We start from the raw sequence: 18161 nt of genomic DNA, 5'->3' as shown, positions 1-18161 counted from the left end.
TTCAGCGGGTCAGTCGCGGGGCGTGGTCGCGTGCTCGGTGAGGATGCGCTGCATCTCCGGGAGCCCGAATTGCTGGGCCACCTCATGCGCGGTGTGCGCGCCAATGTCCGGGTCGGCGCCGGCGTGCAGCAGTGCCCGCACGATCGGCTCCGAGTTGCGGAAGACCGCGGCGATGAGAGCCGTCTGACCCATGTTGTTGATGATGCCGGTGTCCGCACCGGCAGCCAGGAGCGCGTCGACGGTCTGCGGATGCTCGCGGTAGGCAGCGAGGATGAGCGCGGTATCCCCGCGCGCGTTGACCAGGTCGACGGACACCCCCGCGTTGATCATCTCGAGCAGCGGCTCGGTGCGGCCCTCGCGTGCCAGGTCGAGCACGCCCTCGACGAATGCGCGCTGCTCGTCCTCGCTGAGTGGGGCGTCGTTCATGCCGATACCGGTACCGCGCTCACCGTGCGGTCGATCGTGCACTGGCCGAGTACGCGGGTTCCCACATAGACCACGGCGGTCTGACCGGTTGAGACCCCGTTGAGCGGCGTTTGGGGGCGAATGACCAGCTCGGCGTCCTCATTGACCCAGGCGGTGGCTGGCACCGGGTCGCTGTGCGCACGCACCTGCACGTGGCACTCGAACGGCGTTGTCGGGTCTTCCGGGGCAAGGCCGGCCCAGCTGAAGCGGATCCCAGCGACCTCGGCGAGGTCGAGCGCCTCGCGTGGCCCGACCACGACGGTGTTCTGTTTCGGGCGCACCTCCAGCACGAACCGTGGGCGGCCGTCGGGGCTCGGCACGCCAAGGTTCAGTCCCTTGCGCTGACCGATGGTGAATGCGGCGGCTCCTTCGTGCTTGCCGACGACGTCACCGTTGCGGTCAAGGATCTCGCCCTGCTCCGCACCGACCCGCTCGGCAAGCCACCCACGAGTGTCGCCGTCCGGGATGAAGCAGATGTCGTGGCTGTCCGGCTTGCTGGCGACGCTGAAGCCGCGCTCAGCAGCTTCGGCTCGCACCTCTGCCTTCGACGGTGTTTCGGCCAGCGGGAACATGCAGTGCGCCAACTGGTCCGCGTTCAGCACACCGAGCACATAGGACTGGTCTTTCGCCCAGTCCGCGGCGCGGTGCAGCTCGCGGTTGCCGTCAGCATCCGTCTTGATGGAGGCGTAGTGGCCGGTCACGACCGCGTCGAACCCCAGGTCGATGGCCTTCTCGAGCAGGGCCGCGAACTTGATCTTCTCGTTGCAGCGCATGCACGGGTTGGGGGTGCGGCCGGCGGTGTACTCCTCGATGAAGTTGTCGACCACATCGAGCTTGAAGCGTTCGGAGAAATCCCAGACGTAATACGGGATGCCGATGATGTTGGCCGCGCGCTGGGCGTCCATCGAGTCTTCGATGGTGCAGCAACCGCGGCTGCCGGTGCGGAGGGTTCCGGGCATCCGGCTGAGGGCCAGGTGAACGCCCACCACCTCGTGGCCGGCGTCGACAGCGCGCGCGGCAGCGACGGCGGAGTCGACCCCGCCACTCATCGCTGCCAGAACTTTCACGCGTACCAGTGTACGGGCCTGCCCTGAGCCGCCCCGCACCCTTCACGCCGCCTATCCGGGGATGTCGTTGAGGGTCTTCTCCACCGAGCCGAGGCGGGAGTCGATGCCGTCGAGGCGGGCGATCAGCTTCTCATTGACGGCTGCGTTCTGCTCGAGTGCTTTTGCCAGGTCGGTGTTGCGGCCGGCGAACTTCGTCGCCACGGTGATGAGACCGCCCACGATGATGCCGACGATTGCGATCCAGGCGAACCACGGGATGTAGCCCAGTGCGGTGATGTCCATTAGTTTTCTCCGATTTCTGCCTGTACGGCGGTGACGATTGTTGTGGCGTCGATGGTGAGAGCGAAGGGCACGACCTCGAAGAACTTCAAGGCCTTGCCGTCCTCGCTCAATTCGAGATGTCCGGTAACGAATCCGGCCTCCTCGAGCTTGGTGAGGTGCATGTAGAGAAGCGCTCGTGACATCCCGACCTGCCTGGCGAGCTCGCTCACATGGAGCCGCTCCCCCACCAGCATCGCAATGATGCGCATCCGCTGCGGGCTGGCGATCGCCGACAACCGAGCGCTGAGTTGTTCAGCGGTGTCGTCGGTCGAGAAAATCCCTCCCCTGGCGTCTGATTTGCTCACGATTCTCCTCTTTACTGCACCTGTTAGAAGAAACTAACACATGCAGGCCCCAGTCTGTCAAGTTGGCCGACAGGTGAAATCGCGAGCCGACCCGCCGCGGGCCACCCGTACGTTGAGTAGGCACGGAGCGCTTGCGCGCCTGATGGTGCGGCAGTAGCGTGACGGTACCTGACGGGTGTCCTGCGCCTTCCCGGCACTGGGCACTCGCCGCCGGAAGTCATCATGACCTTGTCAGCAGACCTCGACCGCGGCCGCACCGCCTTTGCAGAGCATCGGTGGAGTGATGCGATCAGCGCGTTGACGCGAGCCGAGCAGGATGGCAGCCTGCCGCCCCAGGATCTCGAGCACCTCTCCACGGCTGCGCTCGTCACCGGCCAGGAAAGCGTCGGAATCGACACGGCGACGAGAGCCCACGAAGCCTTTCTTGCCGACGGCGACTTCGCCAGCGCAGCCAGGTGCGCCGGCTGGATCGGTATGTACTTGATGGGCATGGGTGACGGTGCGCGCGCCTCCGGCTGGTTCTCGCGGGCCAAGCGGGTGCTTCAGTCGAACCCGGAGCCCTGCTCCGTCGAGGGCTTCCTGCTCATCCCGGCCGCCCTGGGGGCGCTCTACGGAGGAGACGCTGCCAGCGCGGCACGTCTCTTTGGTGAGGCATTCGCTGCCGGTGAACGATTTCACGATTCCGATTTGGTCGCCCTGACCCAACTTGGGCAAGGCCAGGCGAAGATCGCGCTGGGCGAATTGAGCGAAGGACTGGGTCTGTTCGACGAGGTGATGGTCGCAGTCACTGCCGGGGAGGTTTCGCCGATTCCAGCAGGCATCATCTACTGCGCCGTGATCGGGAACTGTCACCTCGCCTTCGACGTGCGTCGCGCCCAAGAGTGGACGATGGCGCTCGACCACTGGTGCGAAGCCCGCCCGGACATGGTGATGTTCAGCGGTCAATGCCAGGCGCATCGCGCCGAGCTCTACCTTCTGCACGGTGCCTGGGTCGATGCTCTCGAGGCGGCGCAGGCAGCACAGGAGCGGTATCGACGCGGTGACCGGAACGCTGTCTACGGTGCCTGGTATCAGCAAGCGGAGATTCAGCGGTTGCGCGGTGAACTGGAGGATGCCGAGGAGTCGTACCGCCAGGCAAATCAGGGCGGGTTCGAGCCGCAGCCGGGACTTGCCCTGCTCCGGCTCGCGCAGGGGAAAACGCTGCTGGCTCAAACCAGCATCCGCCGGGCTGGCGACCTTGTCGATCAGGCGACCCGGCGCCTGCTGTTGCCCGGTCTGGTCGAGATCGAGCTTGCCGCCGGCGATGTCGCCGCTGCTCGGCTGGCGGCCGACCAGCTCGCCGAGGTCGCCATCACCGCCGCGATGCCGATGATGCAGGCCATGGCAGACCAAGGCGACGGCGCTGTGCTCCTGAAGGAGGGTGATGCGAGAGGCGCATTGAGTAAGGCACGCCGGGCGTGGAGGATATGGCAGGAGCTGGATGCTCCGTACGAGTCCGCACGCTGCCGGGTGCTCGCAGCACTCGCTTGCCGTGCTTTGGGCGACGAGGATTCCGCGTTGATGGAGTTCGCGGCCGCACGGGACGTTTTCGCCGAACTCGGCGCGGCACCAGCGCTCGCCGAAACGAACGCCTTGGCGCGGACGGATTCTGCCGGCCCGCTGACCGCGCGGGAGCTCGAGGTGTTGCACCTCGTGGCGGCAGGCAAAACGAACCGTGTGGTCGCCGCCGAGCTGTACATCAGCGAGAAAACCGTTGCGCGGCATATCAGCAACATGTTTACGAAGCTCGGGCTATCGTCGCGGGCGGCGGCCACGGCATACGCCTATGAGCACGGCCTGGTCTAGCAACTATCGGCTACATAGTTTTACCCACACGGCGCTACCCAGTTTTGGGGGATCTTCCCGACGTGCACACCGGATACCCTCCGTAGCGTCGATGGCATGAACATCCCCATCCTCGCCGGCGCGATCTCAACGGTCATTTTCGCGGTCAGCATGCTGCCCATGCTTCGCAAGGCCGCGCGCACCAGGGACCTGGCGTCGTACAGCCTGAGTTACCTGGCGATGACCAACCTGGCCAATGTCGTGCACTCGTTGTACGTGTTCAGCCTTCCGGTTGGCCCGATCTGGCTTTTGCACTCCTTCTACGTCGTCGCATCCGCGCTGATGCTGATCTGGTTCCTCCGGTACCGGAACGGCCTCCACCCCGACATATTCACCCAGTCCCACGTTCTCGAACAGGAGGCAGCATCATGAACTTCGACCCGGACCGTGAATCCGACGAACTTCTGGACACCGTCGTTATCGGCGGCGGACAAGCCGGGCTCGCTATCGGCTACCACCTCGCGCGGCAGCGTCGTGATTTCGTCATCCTCGACGCGCACCAGCGCATAGGCGACGCCTGGCGGCTCCGCTGGGATTCCCTCCGCCTGTTCACGCCGGCCAAGTATGACGGCCTCCCCGGGATGCCGTTCCCCGGCGACCGGCTCGCGTTCCCGACCAAGGATGAACAGGCCGACTACCTCGAGGGGTATGCCGAACGGTTCGGCCTGCCGGTCTGCACCGGTGTGCGCGTGGATCGGCTGTGGCGGGAGGATGATCGTTTTGTCGTCAGCTCGGGTGGACGTCGATGGAGAGCAGAGAACGTGGTGGTGGCGACCGGCGGCTGCCAGGCACCCCAGGTGCCGACCGTTTCCGGGCTGCTCGGTCAGGGAGTGAATCAGTTGCACTCCAGTGCGTACCGAAATAACAGCCAACTCCGGCCCGGGCCGGTGCTTGTCGTCGGGCTGGGCAACTCGGGCGCCGAGATCGCGCTGGAAGTGAGCCAGACGCATCCAACCTCTGTTTCAGGCGTGCCGAGGGGCGAACTCCCGGTGCGCCACGGCCGGGCGGCGGCACGGTTCGTCCTGCCTTTTGTGCGGTTCGCCGGGATGCACGTGCTCACTCTCAATACCCCCATCGGGCGCAGGCTCGCGCCGACGTTTTCCGCACATGCCACACCGCTCATCCGTACCAAGCGCGCCGAGCTTGCGGCCGCCGGGGTTGGCGCGGTCCCCCGAGTGTCCGGCGCCAAGGACGGAAGACCGGTGCTCGAAGGGAATCAGGTGCTAGACGTTGCGAATGTGATCTGGTGCACCGGCTATCGAGACGATTTCGGGTGGATTGACCTACCGGCCTTCGACCAGGCCGGTCGACCCCGGCAGCGCCGCGGGGTCGTCGAATCAGTTCCGGGCTTGTACTTCCTCGGGCTGGAATTCCTGTTCGCGGTTGTGTCGGCGACCATTCCGGGAGTGGGCCGGGATGCCAGGTACCTGGCCGGCCACATCGCCGCCCGCGCACCGCGCACATCCGGGCGGCAGCAATCGACAGCGAAGGTGTCACGGTGAGCGTGAAGAATCTCCTGCACAACCTGCCTCTGCCTCCAGGGCAGGTGATCGGAATGGTAGCGGCGGCACGCCTCGGCCGGTTCCGTGCGGCCCGGCTACCTGGCCCGCGAATAGTTCGCCGGGCAGCCGGCCCAGGGCTGATGGTGGCCGGATGCGCGTTCATCAGCTGGGCGTTGTCGGAGCGGCGTCGCCACGCTGTCGACGGGTTCGACCTCGAACGACCGCCGACACTGGTGACGACAGGACCGTACGCGTTGAGTCGGCATCCCATGTACGTCGGCTGGTGGCTCATCCACCTGGGATTCGGCGTGCTGCGCGGTTCAGCGTGGGTCTTCATCACCGTGGCCTTGGCGGTGCTGGCCGAGCACCGCGGGGTTCTCGCCGAGGAGAGGATGCTCGTTCAGGCGTTCGGCCCGCAGTACCTGAACTACGCCGAGCGGGTTCCGCGCTATGGCTCGCTCGCAAGAGTAATGAGTTTTGCCGAGCGGTGGTTCACGCCTCAGCGGGCGACCGCACGGTCCGCGTAGCCCGCGCGGCTGGCGCGCTCAACGGCAGCGGGCAGCGCGGCAAGCAGGGCGTCAACATCCGCTTCGGTTGAGGTGTGGCCGAGGGTGAACCTCAATGCTCCCAGCGCTTCAGCCTCACTCAGCCCCATCCCGACCAGCACATGGGACGCCTCGGGCACCCCGGCCTGGCAGGCTGAACCCGTGCTCACTGACACTCCTGCCCCGTCCAGCAGGAACAGCAGGGAGTCCCCCTGGCAACCGGGGAACGTGAAGTGCGCATTGTTCGGCAGCCGGTTGACGGGGTCGCCGCGCAGGACCGCGGTGGGAACAGCAGCCTGCACGCCGGCGATCAGGCGGTCGCGAAGCCTGGCGAGCGAGGGGAACGGATGCTGCGCGGCCGCGGCGAACGCGATGGCAGCGGGCGCATCCTGGGTTCCCGACCGTACCTGGCGCTGCTGCCCGCCGCCGTGGATCAGCGGGGTGACGGACGCCGTGCGCGAGAGCACCAGTGCGCCAATCCCGAGCGGGCCGCCGATCTTGTGCGCGGAGACGCTGAGCGCCGCCAAGCCTGATCCGGCGAAGGACACCGGGATGTGGCCGTAGGCGGCGACGGCATCCGCGTGCACCGGAACGTCGTACTGGGCGACGAGCGCCGTGATCTCGGCCATCGGCTGGATCGTACCGACCTCATTGTTCGCCCAGATCACGGTGAGCAGGGCGATGTCGTCGTGTGACTGCAGGGCCTCGGCGAGTGCATCGAGGCGGATGCGGCCGACTTCATCGACCGGCAGCCACTCGATGATGGCGCCCTCGTGTTGCTCCAGCCACTCGACGGTGTCGACGGTGGCGTGGTGCTCGCCGTGCGGGACAAGGAGTCTCGGCCTCGGCAGGCTCGGCTGGTCTCGACGAGCTCGACCCGCTGAAGCGGCGGGATCTGCGGGTGCAGCGTTCCGCGCCCAGTAGAGGCCTTTCAACGCAAGGTTGATCGACTCGGTGCCGCCCGAGGTGAAGACCACCTCGATAGGGTCGCAGCCCAGGGAGGCGGCGACCTTCTCGCGCGCCTCCTCGAGCATCCGCTTCGCATTCTGGCCCTGGCTGTGAATGGATGACGGGTTTCCCACCAGGTCCAGCGCGTTGATGAGGGCCTCCCGGGCCTCCGGAAGCATGGGGGTGGTCGCCGCGTGATCGAGGTAGACGGCCATGCTGCTCCAAAATTGGGGGTTTGCGCGCGGAATCTGGCTTGCCCGCGCACTGATTACTCTAGAACGATGTCCTCCGAAGACCCGCTGCAAGACCTGGGCGTGCGTGTGCACGACGCGGGAGGTCAACTGCGCGTGTGGTCTGCGAACGCGACGGCGATGGAGTTGTGCCTCTTCGACGACAACGACATCAACTGGGTGGTCGAGACGGTCGCGATGACCAGGGACGAACACAATGTCTGGACGGCCGCGCATCCGGCCCTCACCGTGGGGCAGAGTTATTCGATCCGCGCCGACGGGCCGGTCTCCCCCACGAACCATTTCATCCCCACCCGCCACCTGCTCGACCCGTATGCGCGCGGCCTCGCCCGCACACCGGAGGGCGGATGGCGCGCGTACGTTCAGGATGACTCGTTCGACTGGGCGGGGGCGCAGAAACCGAACACCCCGCTCGACCAAACGGTCATCTACGAGGCTCATGCCCGCGGCATCTCCAAGCTGAACCCGGCCGTTCCGGAGCACCTGCGCGGCACCTATGCCGGCCTCGCCCATGAGAGTGCGATCGCCGAGCTGAAGGATCTGGGCATCACCGCGATCGAGCTGCTTCCGGTGCAGCAGTTCGTCAGCGAGCAGCGCCTGCTGAACCTGGGGCTTGCCAATTATTGGGGCTACAACACGCTGGGCTTCTTCACTCCGCACACCGGCTACGCCTCGCGCGACGCGCGTTACGGCGGCACGGCAGCCGTCCTGAGGGAGTTCAAGGGCATGGTGAAGCTGCTGCACGAGGCCGGCATCGAGGTCATTCTCGACGTCGTCTTCAACCACACCGCCGAGGAGGGTCCTGGCGGCCCGACCACCAGCCTGCGCGGCATCGACAACGCGTCGTACTACCGGCAGATGGAGGACGGCGACTACATCGACGTCACCGGCTGCGGCAACACCATCAACTTCTCGCTGCCGGCCGCCCAGCGCCTGGTGCTCGACTCGCTGCGTTATTGGGCGAACGAGGTGCAGGTCGACGGCTTCCGCTTCGACCTGGCGACCACGCTGGGGCGCAACGGCGACGTTCATTTCGAGCCGGAGCATCCGCTGCTCCAGGCAATCGTCGACGACCCTGCCCTCGCCGGCACCAAGATCATCGCCGAGCCGTGGGACGTGGGGATGGGCGGCTGGCAGGTCGGCAACTTCCCGAACGGCTGGTCGGAGTGGAACGACGGCTACCGCAACCGGATGCGTGACTTCTGGTTGACGGATGTCGCCAAGGCCCGAAAGCACGGCGTCGCCTCCGAGGGCATCGGCAGTATGGCGAGGCGCCTGGCCGGCTCCGCCCACAAGTTCTCGCAGGAGCGCGGACCGCTGGCCAGCGTCAACTTCATCACCGCCCATGACGGCTTCACTCTCGCCGACCTGACGACCTATAACCAGAAGCACAACCTGGCCAACGCCGAGAACAACCGGGACGGCACCGATGACAACCACTCCTTCAACCACGGGGTGGAGGGCCCGACCAACCGCCCGGACATCGTGACCGCCCGGCGCAAGGCGATGCGCAACCTGCTGGGGACGTTGCTGCTGTCCGCGGGTGTGCCGATGGTCACCGCCGGGGACGAGTTCGGCCGCAGCCAGAACGGCAACAACAACGCCTACTGCCACGACAACGAGCTGACCTGGCTGCAGTGGGAGCGCGAAGACTGGCAATGGGACCTGTGGCGAGTCACCCAGAAGCTGTTGCGGTTGCGCCGCGAGAACGCGGCACTGCGGCCGTCCCGTTTCGGTGTCACCGGCCAAGTGACCGCTTCCGCTACCGAGATGTCCTGGTACAACGCCGAGGGTGAGTCGATGTCCATCGACGACTGGGACTCCCCGGAGGAGCGCACCCTGCAGTACTTCGCGTCGTCGACGCCGGAGGTGGAGGTGCCGAACAGCATCCTGCTGGTGGTGAACGGCATCGAGGAGCAGAAGACCGTCACCCTGCCAGAGCACGAGGGCGTCGCCGGTTACGTGTTGCTGTGGGACAGCGCCCTGGACGACACCGGCCCGGATGCGCACGCGCCCGGCACCGAACTCACGCTCGCGCCCACCTCGATGCAGCTCTTCCGGGTCGAGTAACGATGGCACTCGGCACCCCGGCCACCGTCGCGCTCAGCGCTGCGGGCATCCGCTTCACCCCGCACGCCTACGAGCACGACGCTTCCGTTACGAACTTCGGGCTGGAGGCGGCCACCGCGCTGAACCTCGATCCGGAGCGCGTGTTCAAGACGCTGCTGGCGGATGTCGATGGTCGCCTCGTCGTCGCAATCGTTCCGGTCACCGGGATGCTCGACCTCAAATCGCTTGCCGCGGTCGCTGGCGGCAAGAAGGCCGCTATGGCGGACCCTGCCGTCGCCGAACGGAAGACCGGCTATGTCGTCGGCGGCATCAGCCCGATCGGGCAGAAGACGCAGCACACGACGGTGCTCGATGAGACGGCAGAACTCTACGACTCCGTGTTCGTGAGCGGTGGCCGGCGCGGGTTCGACATTGAACTCGCACCGGCCGACCTGGTTGCCGTCACCTCAGCGACGGTCGCGGCGATCGCGCGGCCCTGACGCGTCAGGCAACTGGAGCGAATCGGCCTTGTCGAGCGGAGCGGCCCGGAAAAGCGGGTCGAGCTCGTCGAGACCAGTCGAGCTTGCCGAGGCTCGCCCCAGTATCTCGTCGGCCCGCGCCAACTCGCGATCCCGTTCCTGCTCGCGCGCCAACCGACGCTTCTTGGCGCCGGCGGCAATCCCGCTAGCGACCATGTAGCCGGCGTAGATGAACAGCGCGATTGCAATGGCGGGGATGATCAAGGCTCTGCTCTGCCCGTTGAAAAGGTTGTTCACATAGCCGATCCACGGAACGCTGTACCAGACCTTTCCCTTCAGCTGCACCGGTTGCACCGGCACGGCATCTGCCGCGCCGTTGGCGTCGCCCTTGGTTGTGAAACTTCGTTCACCGTTGGTCAAATGGCTGATTGAGATCACCCGGTGAGTCACCACTGCTGTCTCACCAGACTTGATCTGGTAGGTAATCGGATCGCCGATCCGGATGTCTTGTGCATTGATGGGCTTGACGATGATGAGCGTTCCCGGCGGGTAGGTCGGCTCCATGGAACCGGTCAGCACTGTCATGGGGGTTGACCCGGTTACGGCCGGGACGACAATAACCATGACCCCGACGAGTAGCACGAATGCCAGTAACCCGGCGCTGAGACCAACACCCAGATAGTAGAGAATTCCCCTCGACTTATTCTGGTCGCCGTCTCCGGCTGCTCGCCGCTCACTCATACGAGGGTCTCCGCTTCGGCTTTCTTGCTCCAACGCCGCACCACGAGGAAAACAGCGCCACCTAAAACGGATGCTCCGATCAGCACGAGAACCAAGTACTCCTCGAAGAGGCGCCAGGTATTGGGGTCGATGCCAAGGAATTCTGGCACGTTGAGCACGGGAAGGTCCGTATCCGGCGAACCTGCAGCCGTGGGAGGCGCGTCTCCTTCCGCAGCTGCGCCTGAACCGCCCACACCCGACATCGAGGGCCGCGCCGGTTGTTGGGGCACGACGGGGAGCACCGTTCCGCTCCGCCCGCATTCCGTCGGGGGCAGTTGCTGAACGGTGCCGGTGAGCGCGACGCTCAGGGCAGCGTTGGCTGTCGCGCCCTGGCCTGCCTGGCCGCGCAGATCGCCCAAGGACAGCGACGTCGTCACACGGACGACTTCACCGGGCGCAACAACTTGGCCCTCGAGCAGCACCCAGCACGGGTTAGCTTCAAGAATGGTCACCGGCGTCCCGACGTGCCCAGGAGTGCTGACACCCAGATTCAGGGCGTTGGCGAAATCGGAGTTGCTCGTGACCACGTCGCGCAGGGTTATGCGTAGAAAGCCCGGCTCCGTCGAGGAGTTGCGCAGATAGAACAGGGACTCATCGTTGTCCCCTGGCACCAAATTCGCGAGGCTGGTAAACAGCGCGCCGGAATAGGTCGAGTTGTAGCTCACCCCATCAGGGCTGACTTCGACACCGCCCGGAGCGGCAGCGGCCGGGCTCGCGGTCGCCAGTCCGGTCAGCACCAACCCGAGGGCGACCCCGGGTGCGATGAGACGCCACAGAGGGGTCATCATGATGCGCATTCCAGAGTCACATTGCCGCTGGATCCACCAGTCTTCTTGACCGGGAACTCCTTGTAGGCTCCCGGGTGCTGTGCGTCGCTCACCCGGATCTTCAGGTTCGCATTGCCTGACGGCCACGCAAGGTCGGCATAGATGGACATCTGGGTAGGGGTGTTCTCTTTGAGAAGGGGAGACCTGATTGGGGTCACTGTGGTGCCGTCCACGAGATAAGCGTCATAGAGGTTCGTGGCCGTGTGGGGCCAGGAGAGGATGACACCTCGACCATCAGTTGTTAGCCCGCAACTCAGAATGGCGCCCGTCCCTGCTGGCACGGTCGTTGCGACCCCGGTATGTGTTGCGGATGCCAACCATCCGCTCGCGGCGTTCGGCGAGATGGTTGACGTCACTGTGGGGGTGATGGTGAACCCGTCTTCACCGCCGAGTTGGCTGTGCGCACTGTCAACGACGCGTACACAGAACGTCGCACTGGCACCCGGACCCAGGTTGAGCAAGACCGGGGGGATGGCACCCAATTGTCCCGTTGTAGCACCGGATGGGGTCGGCTTCACGGTGCAGGCAGTCGTGTTCTGCCACACGGCGACAGTGAGATTCGCAGTCCGGGCCGCTGGGGTGACGGTTGCGCTCAGTTGCGAGGAGACCGGCATGGTCCGGGTCGTGCCTTGGGTGGCGTTGGTCGCGGTAAATGAGCCGTTGCTGGTGAAAACACCCTCATCGAAGGCAAAGGCGTTGAGACCGGCGAAATTGGTGATGACGGCAATCTGCCCGCCTTGCACGGTGCTGGTCCCGGTTGCCTGGGAATTCCAGTATGCGTAGCTGACACCGGCGCCGGATGCCACCAGCAGCGTGATCAGCAGCGCCACTCCGCCGCTGTGGATCAGGTTTCGGCGCAACGGGTTCTCGAGGCTCTTCCTGAGGCGACGCGAACGGGATGTCTTCATGATGATCAGGCAACCTTCTGCGTTGCGGTGAAGACAATGGTCAGGGGAATCGCCGCTCCCCTGCTGGCATCTGACGCCTCATCCTTCAGGGTCACTTCGATACAGGCCTCAAGGCTCTGGCCGGCTGACCACACGCCCACCGCGGACTGCACCGTGAGGGAGTCGGGGGCGGCGAGGTTCGTCGATCCTGGGGGGCAGGCGCCTGGAAGAATCTCCACCCGGTAGTCGCTCACGGCAGCGGATGTGGAACTCGCGACGACCGTGACGTCGGCAGGCACCGTTCCGGTGTTGGTGAGCGTCACCGCTTGCTGCACGCGGTCCCCGGGAAACATTGCCCCCCACGGTGAAGAGTCGATCACCGTTGAAGATCCGTTGTTCACCAGAAGAGTGAGCGAGCCAGATTCCACGACACCGGCGTTGACCGGTGATGAGTCCGTCCAAAGCCCGTAGGTTCCGCCGGCGGTAGCCACGACAATGAGCGTCGCTCCCAGCGCGGCGGCTGAGACGGTGAGCATGCTCTTGATCAGAGCCGCGTGATGGCGTACTGCGGGTGCGGGCATGAACATGGGGTCACCTCCTGAGGCGAGAGGGGAAGGAGGGGGAGGGTGCGCGGATCGGCGGTCGGCGGGCGCGAAGGAGGAAGCTGCACCCGCCGACAACCGTGCTGTTACGGAATCTGCGTAATCGTGATGATCGCGCCAGACAGGTCCAGCGGAGTGCTGCCTGCTTGAGAGGTGGCGCCGCTCGCATCGAACGGGAAGTCAACCGTGATCGTTGCAACAACCGTGTAGGTGTCGGCGCCCAGGTCGGTGAAGTCCGTGACTGCGACTCCGTCTGAGCCCTCGACATCGAAAGTCGACGCCACGGTTGCGCCGGTGATTGTGGAGGTGACGGTGTCAGTGACATTCTCAGCAAGCTGGAACGAGAGGTTGTCGCCAACAGCGGTGATGGTGAGCGTTTCCGTGTACACGAGCTTGTCACCGGGCACGATCCGGTACGCAGCAAGCGCCGCCGCGTTGAGAGTCGTTTCTGCACCGCCAGCGTAGGCCGCAGTCCACTCGCCAGCCTCCTCGACCGAGATGTCCAGCTGTCCCGCTGTTACAGTACCGGCCGAGGCGAGAGTCGCACTGTCGTTCCAGTAGGCGAGCGTTCCGGCCCCACCGAGCAGCAGCGCGATGCCGGCTGCACCGGCGATTGAACCCTTGACGAGCTTGTTCATGGTGTTTCCTTTCGCGACACCGCGAAGGGCGTCGGGTTATGGGCCCGACTGACCGCACACCATTCCCCCAACGCACTGCGATCAGACACAGCACGCCGTTGGAGCGCGTTAAGACATTCGGGTTGTCTTCTCGCCGGCCTCGGGGTTAAGGCGAAACCGACGGGTGGTGAAACTATTAGGTAGTGAAACTGTGGGTAGCGGAGCGCCTGAAACCTGGGTGAGGTTTCGGGTGTTTATCCCCGCATAAAACCCTACAGAAGCGGAATTGGGCGGACAACGGATGACCTCCCCCCAGTGGTGGGGGCACAAGCCATGTCCGCAGCAAGGGGGACAGACAGAACTGGCCGTGTCCCCCATCCGAACGAGCTCCCTGCGAGAGTCTCGTTCCTTCAACCCCAAGAGGGTACGGTCGAGTAATGGCAGCCGATTTTCACGCACAAGTCGGGCGAATTCCCATCCGGCAGCTCAGTCCCCGGCAGCCCGAAAACCTCTGGCCCGCCACGAGCTTCTCCGGCGAGGTGGTGCCGTTCCAGGCCACCGTCTTCAAGGAAGGCCACGACGTACTCGGCGTCGACCTGCTGCTGACCGACCCTGAAGGCAGCCAGACCATCCACCGGATGCACGCGGTCGCCCCGGGCACGGATCGCTGGCAGGCAGACGTGCAGCTCGAGAACGCCGGCAGCTGGTCGTGGAGCGTCCAGGCCTGGGTTGACGACTACGCCACCTGGCTCCACGACGCCGAGATCAAGGTGCCCGCCGGCATCGACACCGAATTGATGCTGACCATGGGGGCGGCGCTCCTCAAGCGGGCCGCAGCCGGCGACTCCGCAAGCAAAGTGCTGAAGGATGCCGCCAGGGCCGTCGCCAAGAAGTCACTGAGCCCCAAAGAGCGCCTCGCGGCAGCCGCCGACACCCGAGTGGTGTCCGCGCTCCACGCCAAACCGCTCGCCTCACTCGTGACGCTGAGCATGCCGCTCACGCTCCGGGTGGAACGCACCCGTGCCGCGGTCGGCAGCTGGTACGAGTTCTTCCCCCGCTCCGAAGGCGCCAAGCAGAAGAAGGATGGCAGCTGGACGAGCGGCACCTTCCGCACGGCCGCTCGCCGCCTGCCCGCGATCGCCGGCATGGGCTTCGACGTCGTCTACCTGCCGCCGGTCCACCCGATCGGCTTCAGCTTCCGCAAGGGCCCGAACAACTCCCTGAACCCCGGACCATACGACCCGGGCTCCCCGTGGGCGATCGGCTCAGCAGCCGGAGGTCACGACGCGATTCACCCCGACCTCGGCACCGAATCGGATTTCGTCTCCTTCCTGGGTTCAGCGAAGAAAGCCGGGCTCGAGGTGGCGATCGACCTGGCCCTCCAGTGCTCCCCCGAGCACCCTTGGGTGACCGAGCATCCGGAATGGTTCACCACCCTCCCCGACGGCTCGATCGCCTACGCCGAGAACCCGCCGAAGAAATACCAGGACATCTACCCGCTCAACTTCGACAACGATCCGGACGGGCTCAGCGCCGAAATCCTGCGCGTCGTCCGGCACTGGATCTCGCTCGGCGTCCACATCTTCCGGGTCGACAATCCGCATACGAAGCCGCTGCGCTTCTGGGAGTGGCTACTGCACGAAGTCAACACCGAGCATCCGCAAGTCGTCTTCCTGGCTGAAGCGTTCACCAGGCCGGCCATGCTGCGAGCCCTCGCCCAGGTCGGCTTCCAGCAGTCGTACACCTACTTCACCTGGCGCAACACGAAGGAGGAACTCGAGGAGTACCTGCAGGAACTCTCCCACGAGACCAGCGACTACCTGCGCCCCAACCTCTTCGTGAACACCCCCGACATCCTCACCGAATACCTGCAATTCGGCGGGCCGGCCGCCTACAAGGTGCGCGCGGCGATCGCCTCCACTGCGTCGCCCACCTGGGGTGTGTACTCCGGCTACGAACTGTTCGAGGATGTCGCCCGGCCCGGCTCCGAGGAGAACATCGACAACGAGAAGTACGAGTATCGCCCCCGCGATTACGCCGCGGCGGAGGCCGAGGGCCGCTCGCTGGCGCCGTACCTGAAAGTGCTGAACCGCATCCGCTCCGAGCATCCGGCCCTGCGCCAGCTGCGCAATCTCGACGTGCACTGGAGCGACGACCCGTCGATTCTCGTCTACAGCAAGCACCTGGACGGCAAATACATTCGCAGCGGGCGCAGCGACGCGGTCATCGTGGTCGCCAACGTCGACCCGCACGCGGTGCGCGAGACCACCGTGCACCTCGACTTGACCCGTTTCGGCCTGGAACCGGATGCGACGGTCGAGGTCACCGACCTGATCACCCGCGAGAAATTCAGCTGGGGAGCGGACAACTACGTCAGGCTTGACCCGTTCACCGAGCCGGCGCACATCCTCAGCGTGGATTTGAGTCAGCGAGGGACGCGCTGATGTCCAAGGTCACCGCCAAGCCCGCCCCCGACCTGCCACCGCTCGACCATGACGTGGTCGCCGCAGTCGCCCAGGGGCGTCACGACCAGCCGCACTCCATCCTCGGCATCCACCGGGTCAGCGTCGGCAACGTCATTCGCGCGGTCCGCCCGCTGGCATCCGCGGTCACCGCGAAACTGGCCGACGGCGGCCGAGTCGCGCTCGCCCACCTGGCCGACGGCCTCTGGCAGGGCGCGGCCGCCGGCGAGCCGCAACCGTACACGCTGGAAACGCTCTACGACGATGGGCCGTCCTGGGAGTCCGACGACCCGTACCGGTTCCCGGCGACCGTCGGCGACCTCGACCTGTATCTCTTCGGCGAGGGCAGGCACGAACAACTGTGGCGGATGCTCGGCTCCCGCCTGCGCACCGTCGACGGCGTCGACGGCACGGCGTTCGCCGTCTGGGCGCCCCACGCCGGGGCGGCCCGGGTCATCGGGGACTTCAACTCCTGGAACGGCGTCGGCCACCCGATGCGCCGACTCGACGCGGTGGGCGTCTGGGAGCTGTTCGTACCGGGAATCGCCGCAGGCGCCGCCTACAAGTACGAGCTGCTCACCGCCGACGGCGCCTGGGTGCAACGCGCCGACCCGATGGCCCGCTACACCGAGGTTCCGCCCGCCACGGCATCCGTTGTCGGCAGCAGCTCCTACAGCTGGGGCGACGACAAGTGGATGCGGTCACGCGTCGACCCTCACGACCAGCCGATGAGCGTGTACGAACTGCACGTCGGCTCCTGGCGGCCCGGGCTCGGCTACCGCGAACTGGCCGATCAGCTCATCGACTACCTCCACGACCTCGCCTTCACCCACGTCGAGTTCATGCCGCTCGCCGAGCATCCGTTCGGAGGGTCCTGGGGCTACCAGGTGACCGGGTACTACGCGCCGAGCAGCCGGTTCGGGCATCCGGACGACCTGCGCTACCTCATCGACCGCCTGCACCAGGCCGGGATCGGCGTGATCGTGGACTGGGTTCCCGCGCACTTCCCCAAAGACGAGTGGGCGTTGGCCAACTTCGACGGCCAGCCGCTGTACGAACACACCGACCCCAGGCGCGGCGAGCAACTCGACTGGGGAACGCTGGTGTTCGACTTCGGGCACTCGCAGGTGCGCAACTTCCTGGTCGCGAACGCCCTGTACTGGCTGGAAGAGTTCCACCTCGACGGCCTGCGGGTCGACGCCGTGGCATCCATGCTCTACCTCGACTACTCGCGTGAGGAGTGGCTGCCCAACATTCACGGCGGCAACGAGAACTATGAGGCGATCAGCCTGCTGCAGGAGGTCAACGCCACCGCCTACAAGCGCAACCCCGGCATTGTGATGATCGCCGAGGAGTCGACCAGCTTCCCTGCGGTCACCGGACCCACCGCCAGCGGCGGGCTCGGGTTCGGCCTCAAATGGAACATGGGGTGGATGCACGACACCCTCCAGTACATGCAGGTCGACCCGATGTACCGTTCGCACCACCACCACGACGTGACGTTCAGCTTCCAATACGCGTTCAGCGAGAACTTCATCAACCCGATCAGCCACGACGAAGTCGTGCACGGCAAGGGCTCGCTGCTCGGCAAGATGCCGGGCGACCAGTGGCAGAAGCTGGCGAACATGCGCGCGTACCTCGCGTTCATGTGGGCGCACCCCGGCAAGCAACTGCTCTTCATGGGGCAGGAATTCGGCCAACCGTCCGAGTGGAGCGAGCAGCGCGGACTCGACTGGTGGATCCTCGACCAGCCAGTGCACCAGGGGCTCCACCACCTGGTCGGCCAGCTGAACCGCGTCTACCGCGCAGAGTCGGCGATGTGGAGCCTGGACAGCGACCCCAGCGGCTTCACCTGGCTCGTGCGCGGCGACGCGACCAACAATGTGGTGGCATTCCTGCGCTGGTCCGCCGACGGCTCACCGATCGCCGTGCTCATCAACTTCAGCGGCATCGCGGTCGGCCCCTACCGGGTCGGACTGCCGTTCGCCGGCGAGTGGGACGAAGTGATCAACACGGATGCCACGGTGTACGGCGGCTCCGGAGTCGGCAACCTCGGCGTGGTCACCGCCACCGAGCATCCGTCGCACGGCATGCCGGCGTCAACGGAGCTCACCCTGCCACCGCTCGCGGCTCTCTGGCTGAAGCCCCGCGCCTAAGCGGGTCGAGATGC

Annotated in this window: 18 protein-coding genes; 8 read left to right on the top strand and 10 right to left on the bottom strand. The window is 65.7% G+C overall.

Annotated features, from left to right (window positions below; all coding sequences use genetic code 11):
* Nucleotides 1-9 precede the first annotated feature (9 nt).
* The 4 genes from ACX3O0_RS02055 to ACX3O0_RS02040 are packed head-to-tail and all read right to left on the bottom strand — an operon-like array spanning nt 10 to nt 2158.
* On the bottom strand, nt 10-426 hold the full coding sequence (locus tag ACX3O0_RS02055; protein ID WP_459106628.1) for an ankyrin repeat domain-containing protein: 417 nt from the start codon (nt 424-426) through the stop codon (nt 10-12).
* Nucleotides 423-1532, bottom strand: a complete 1110-nt coding sequence (gene mnmA / locus ACX3O0_RS02050) for a tRNA 2-thiouridine(34) synthase MnmA (RefSeq protein ID WP_459106627.1) — start codon at nt 1530-1532, stop codon at nt 423-425. The genes ACX3O0_RS02055 and mnmA overlap by 4 nt, the downstream gene beginning before the upstream one ends.
* 51 nt (nt 1533-1583) lie before the next feature.
* A complete protein-coding gene (locus ACX3O0_RS02045) occupies nt 1584-1814 on the bottom strand; it encodes a hypothetical protein (protein WP_459090521.1) in 231 nt (76 codons plus the stop codon).
* Nucleotides 1814-2158, bottom strand: a complete 345-nt coding sequence (locus ACX3O0_RS02040) for an ArsR/SmtB family transcription factor (protein WP_459106626.1) — start codon at nt 2156-2158, stop codon at nt 1814-1816. The genes ACX3O0_RS02045 and ACX3O0_RS02040 overlap by 1 nt, the downstream gene beginning before the upstream one ends.
* Before the next feature lie 222 nt (nt 2159-2380).
* Between ACX3O0_RS02040 and ACX3O0_RS02035 the strand changes: the two genes are divergently transcribed.
* From ACX3O0_RS02035 to ACX3O0_RS02020, 4 genes are all read left to right on the top strand, one after another.
* Complete coding sequence (locus ACX3O0_RS02035; protein WP_459106625.1) at nt 2381-4003, top strand: helix-turn-helix transcriptional regulator; 1623 nt, start codon at nt 2381-2383, stop codon at nt 4001-4003.
* A 96-nt stretch (nt 4004-4099) separates the two neighbouring features.
* Nucleotides 4100-4414, top strand: a complete 315-nt coding sequence (locus tag ACX3O0_RS02030; protein ID WP_459106624.1) for a hypothetical protein — start codon at nt 4100-4102, stop codon at nt 4412-4414.
* Nucleotides 4411-5544: a flavin-containing monooxygenase gene (locus ACX3O0_RS02025; RefSeq protein ID WP_459106623.1), complete on the top strand. Its 1134-nt coding sequence runs from the start codon at nt 4411-4413 to the stop codon at nt 5542-5544. Before ACX3O0_RS02030 ends, ACX3O0_RS02025 begins: the two co-directional genes overlap by 4 nt.
* Nucleotides 5541-6071: a methyltransferase family protein gene (locus tag ACX3O0_RS02020; RefSeq protein ID WP_459106622.1), complete on the top strand. Its 531-nt coding sequence runs from the start codon at nt 5541-5543 to the stop codon at nt 6069-6071. The genes ACX3O0_RS02025 and ACX3O0_RS02020 overlap by 4 nt, the downstream gene beginning before the upstream one ends.
* On the opposite strand, the gene ACX3O0_RS02015 is transcribed toward ACX3O0_RS02020, so the two are convergent.
* Nucleotides 6044-7252: a cysteine desulfurase family protein gene (locus ACX3O0_RS02015; protein ID WP_459106621.1), complete on the bottom strand. Its 1209-nt coding sequence runs from the start codon at nt 7250-7252 to the stop codon at nt 6044-6046. The two genes, ACX3O0_RS02020 and ACX3O0_RS02015, sit on opposite strands and share 28 nt — an antisense overlap.
* A 66-nt stretch (nt 7253-7318) precedes the next feature.
* On the opposite strand from ACX3O0_RS02015, the gene glgX reads away from it, so the two are divergent.
* Together glgX and ybaK are read left to right on the top strand one after the other, a co-directional pair.
* Nucleotides 7319-9358: a glycogen debranching protein GlgX gene (glgX, locus tag ACX3O0_RS02010; protein WP_459106620.1), complete on the top strand. Its 2040-nt coding sequence runs from the start codon at nt 7319-7321 to the stop codon at nt 9356-9358.
* A gap of 2 nt (nt 9359-9360) precedes the next feature.
* Nucleotides 9361-9837, top strand: a complete 477-nt coding sequence (gene ybaK / locus ACX3O0_RS02005; protein WP_459106619.1) for a Cys-tRNA(Pro) deacylase — start codon at nt 9361-9363, stop codon at nt 9835-9837.
* Here the strand turns inward: ybaK and ACX3O0_RS02000 are convergent.
* The 5 genes from ACX3O0_RS02000 to ACX3O0_RS01980 all read right to left on the bottom strand — a co-directional run bounded on the left by ACX3O0_RS02000 (nt 9805) and on the right by ACX3O0_RS01980 (nt 13550).
* The gene (locus ACX3O0_RS02000) at nt 9805-10557 is read right to left on the bottom strand and encodes a signal peptidase I (RefSeq protein ID WP_459108433.1); all 753 of its coding nucleotides are present in this window, start codon (nt 10555-10557) and stop codon (nt 9805-9807) included. The genes ybaK and ACX3O0_RS02000 overlap by 33 nt on opposite strands.
* Complete coding sequence (locus ACX3O0_RS01995) at nt 10554-11384, bottom strand: hypothetical protein (RefSeq protein WP_459090502.1); 831 nt, start codon at nt 11382-11384, stop codon at nt 10554-10556. The genes ACX3O0_RS02000 and ACX3O0_RS01995 overlap by 4 nt, the downstream gene beginning before the upstream one ends.
* Entirely contained in the window at nt 11381-12331 is a 951-nt protein-coding gene (locus ACX3O0_RS01990; RefSeq protein WP_459106618.1) for a hypothetical protein, read from the bottom strand. Before ACX3O0_RS01990 ends, ACX3O0_RS01995 begins: the two co-directional genes overlap by 4 nt.
* 5 nt (nt 12332-12336) lie before the next feature.
* A complete protein-coding gene (locus tag ACX3O0_RS01985) occupies nt 12337-12897 on the bottom strand; it encodes a TasA family protein (RefSeq protein WP_459106617.1) in 561 nt (186 codons plus the stop codon).
* Between the two features lie 101 nt (nt 12898-12998).
* Complete coding sequence (locus tag ACX3O0_RS01980) at nt 12999-13550, bottom strand: alternate-type signal peptide domain-containing protein (protein WP_459090496.1); 552 nt, start codon at nt 13548-13550, stop codon at nt 12999-13001.
* A 416-nt stretch (nt 13551-13966) separates the two neighbouring features.
* Between ACX3O0_RS01980 and ACX3O0_RS01975 the strand changes: the two genes are divergently transcribed.
* Together ACX3O0_RS01975 and glgB are read left to right on the top strand one after the other, a co-directional pair.
* Nucleotides 13967-15973: an alpha-1,4-glucan--maltose-1-phosphate maltosyltransferase gene (locus ACX3O0_RS01975; protein ID WP_459106616.1), complete on the top strand. Its 2007-nt coding sequence runs from the start codon at nt 13967-13969 to the stop codon at nt 15971-15973.
* Nucleotides 15973-18147 (top strand): 1,4-alpha-glucan branching protein GlgB, encoded by a 2175-nt coding sequence (glgB, locus tag ACX3O0_RS01970; protein ID WP_459090492.1) that lies wholly within the window; start codon nt 15973-15975, stop codon nt 18145-18147. Before ACX3O0_RS01975 ends, glgB begins: the two co-directional genes overlap by 1 nt.
* Nucleotides 18148-18161: the final 14 nt, after the last annotated feature.

It is taken from the genome of Homoserinimonas sp. A447 (assembly GCF_054489325.1).
Note: the sequence above shows the minus strand (reverse complement) of the source record. Positions and strands in the feature narration are given on the sequence as shown.

Excerpts from the sequence above, each read along its gene's own strand:
- glgB (WP_459090492.1), top strand. The coding sequence starts at position 15,973 with ATGTCCAAGGTCACCGCCAAGCCCGCCCCCGACCTGCCACCGCTCGAC.
- ACX3O0_RS01980 (WP_459090496.1), bottom strand. The coding sequence starts at position 13,550 with ATGAACAAGCTCGTCAAGGGTTCAATCGCCGGTGCAGCCGGCATCGCG.
- ybaK (WP_459106619.1), top strand. The coding sequence starts at position 9,361 with ATGGCACTCGGCACCCCGGCCACCGTCGCGCTCAGCGCTGCGGGCATC.
- ACX3O0_RS02030 (WP_459106624.1), top strand. The coding sequence starts at position 4,100 with ATGAACATCCCCATCCTCGCCGGCGCGATCTCAACGGTCATTTTCGCG.
- ACX3O0_RS02035 (WP_459106625.1), top strand. The coding sequence starts at position 2,381 with ATGACCTTGTCAGCAGACCTCGACCGCGGCCGCACCGCCTTTGCAGAG.
- ACX3O0_RS01985 (WP_459106617.1), bottom strand. The coding sequence starts at position 12,897 with ATGTTCATGCCCGCACCCGCAGTACGCCATCACGCGGCTCTGATCAAG.
- ACX3O0_RS02055 (WP_459106628.1), bottom strand. The coding sequence starts at position 426 with ATGAACGACGCCCCACTCAGCGAGGACGAGCAGCGCGCATTCGTCGAG.
- ACX3O0_RS02045 (WP_459090521.1), bottom strand. The coding sequence starts at position 1,814 with ATGGACATCACCGCACTGGGCTACATCCCGTGGTTCGCCTGGATCGCA.
- ACX3O0_RS01975 (WP_459106616.1), top strand. The coding sequence starts at position 13,967 with ATGGCAGCCGATTTTCACGCACAAGTCGGGCGAATTCCCATCCGGCAG.
- ACX3O0_RS02000 (WP_459108433.1), bottom strand. The coding sequence starts at position 10,557 with ATGAGTGAGCGGCGAGCAGCCGGAGACGGCGACCAGAATAAGTCGAGG.
- ACX3O0_RS02015 (WP_459106621.1), bottom strand. The coding sequence starts at position 7,252 with ATGGCCGTCTACCTCGATCACGCGGCGACCACCCCCATGCTTCCGGAG.
- glgX (WP_459106620.1), top strand. The coding sequence starts at position 7,319 with ATGTCCTCCGAAGACCCGCTGCAAGACCTGGGCGTGCGTGTGCACGAC.
- ACX3O0_RS01995 (WP_459090502.1), bottom strand. The coding sequence starts at position 11,384 with ATGATGACCCCTCTGTGGCGTCTCATCGCACCCGGGGTCGCCCTCGGG.
- ACX3O0_RS01990 (WP_459106618.1), bottom strand. The coding sequence starts at position 12,331 with ATGAAGACATCCCGTTCGCGTCGCCTCAGGAAGAGCCTCGAGAACCCG.
- ACX3O0_RS02025 (WP_459106623.1), top strand. The coding sequence starts at position 4,411 with ATGAACTTCGACCCGGACCGTGAATCCGACGAACTTCTGGACACCGTC.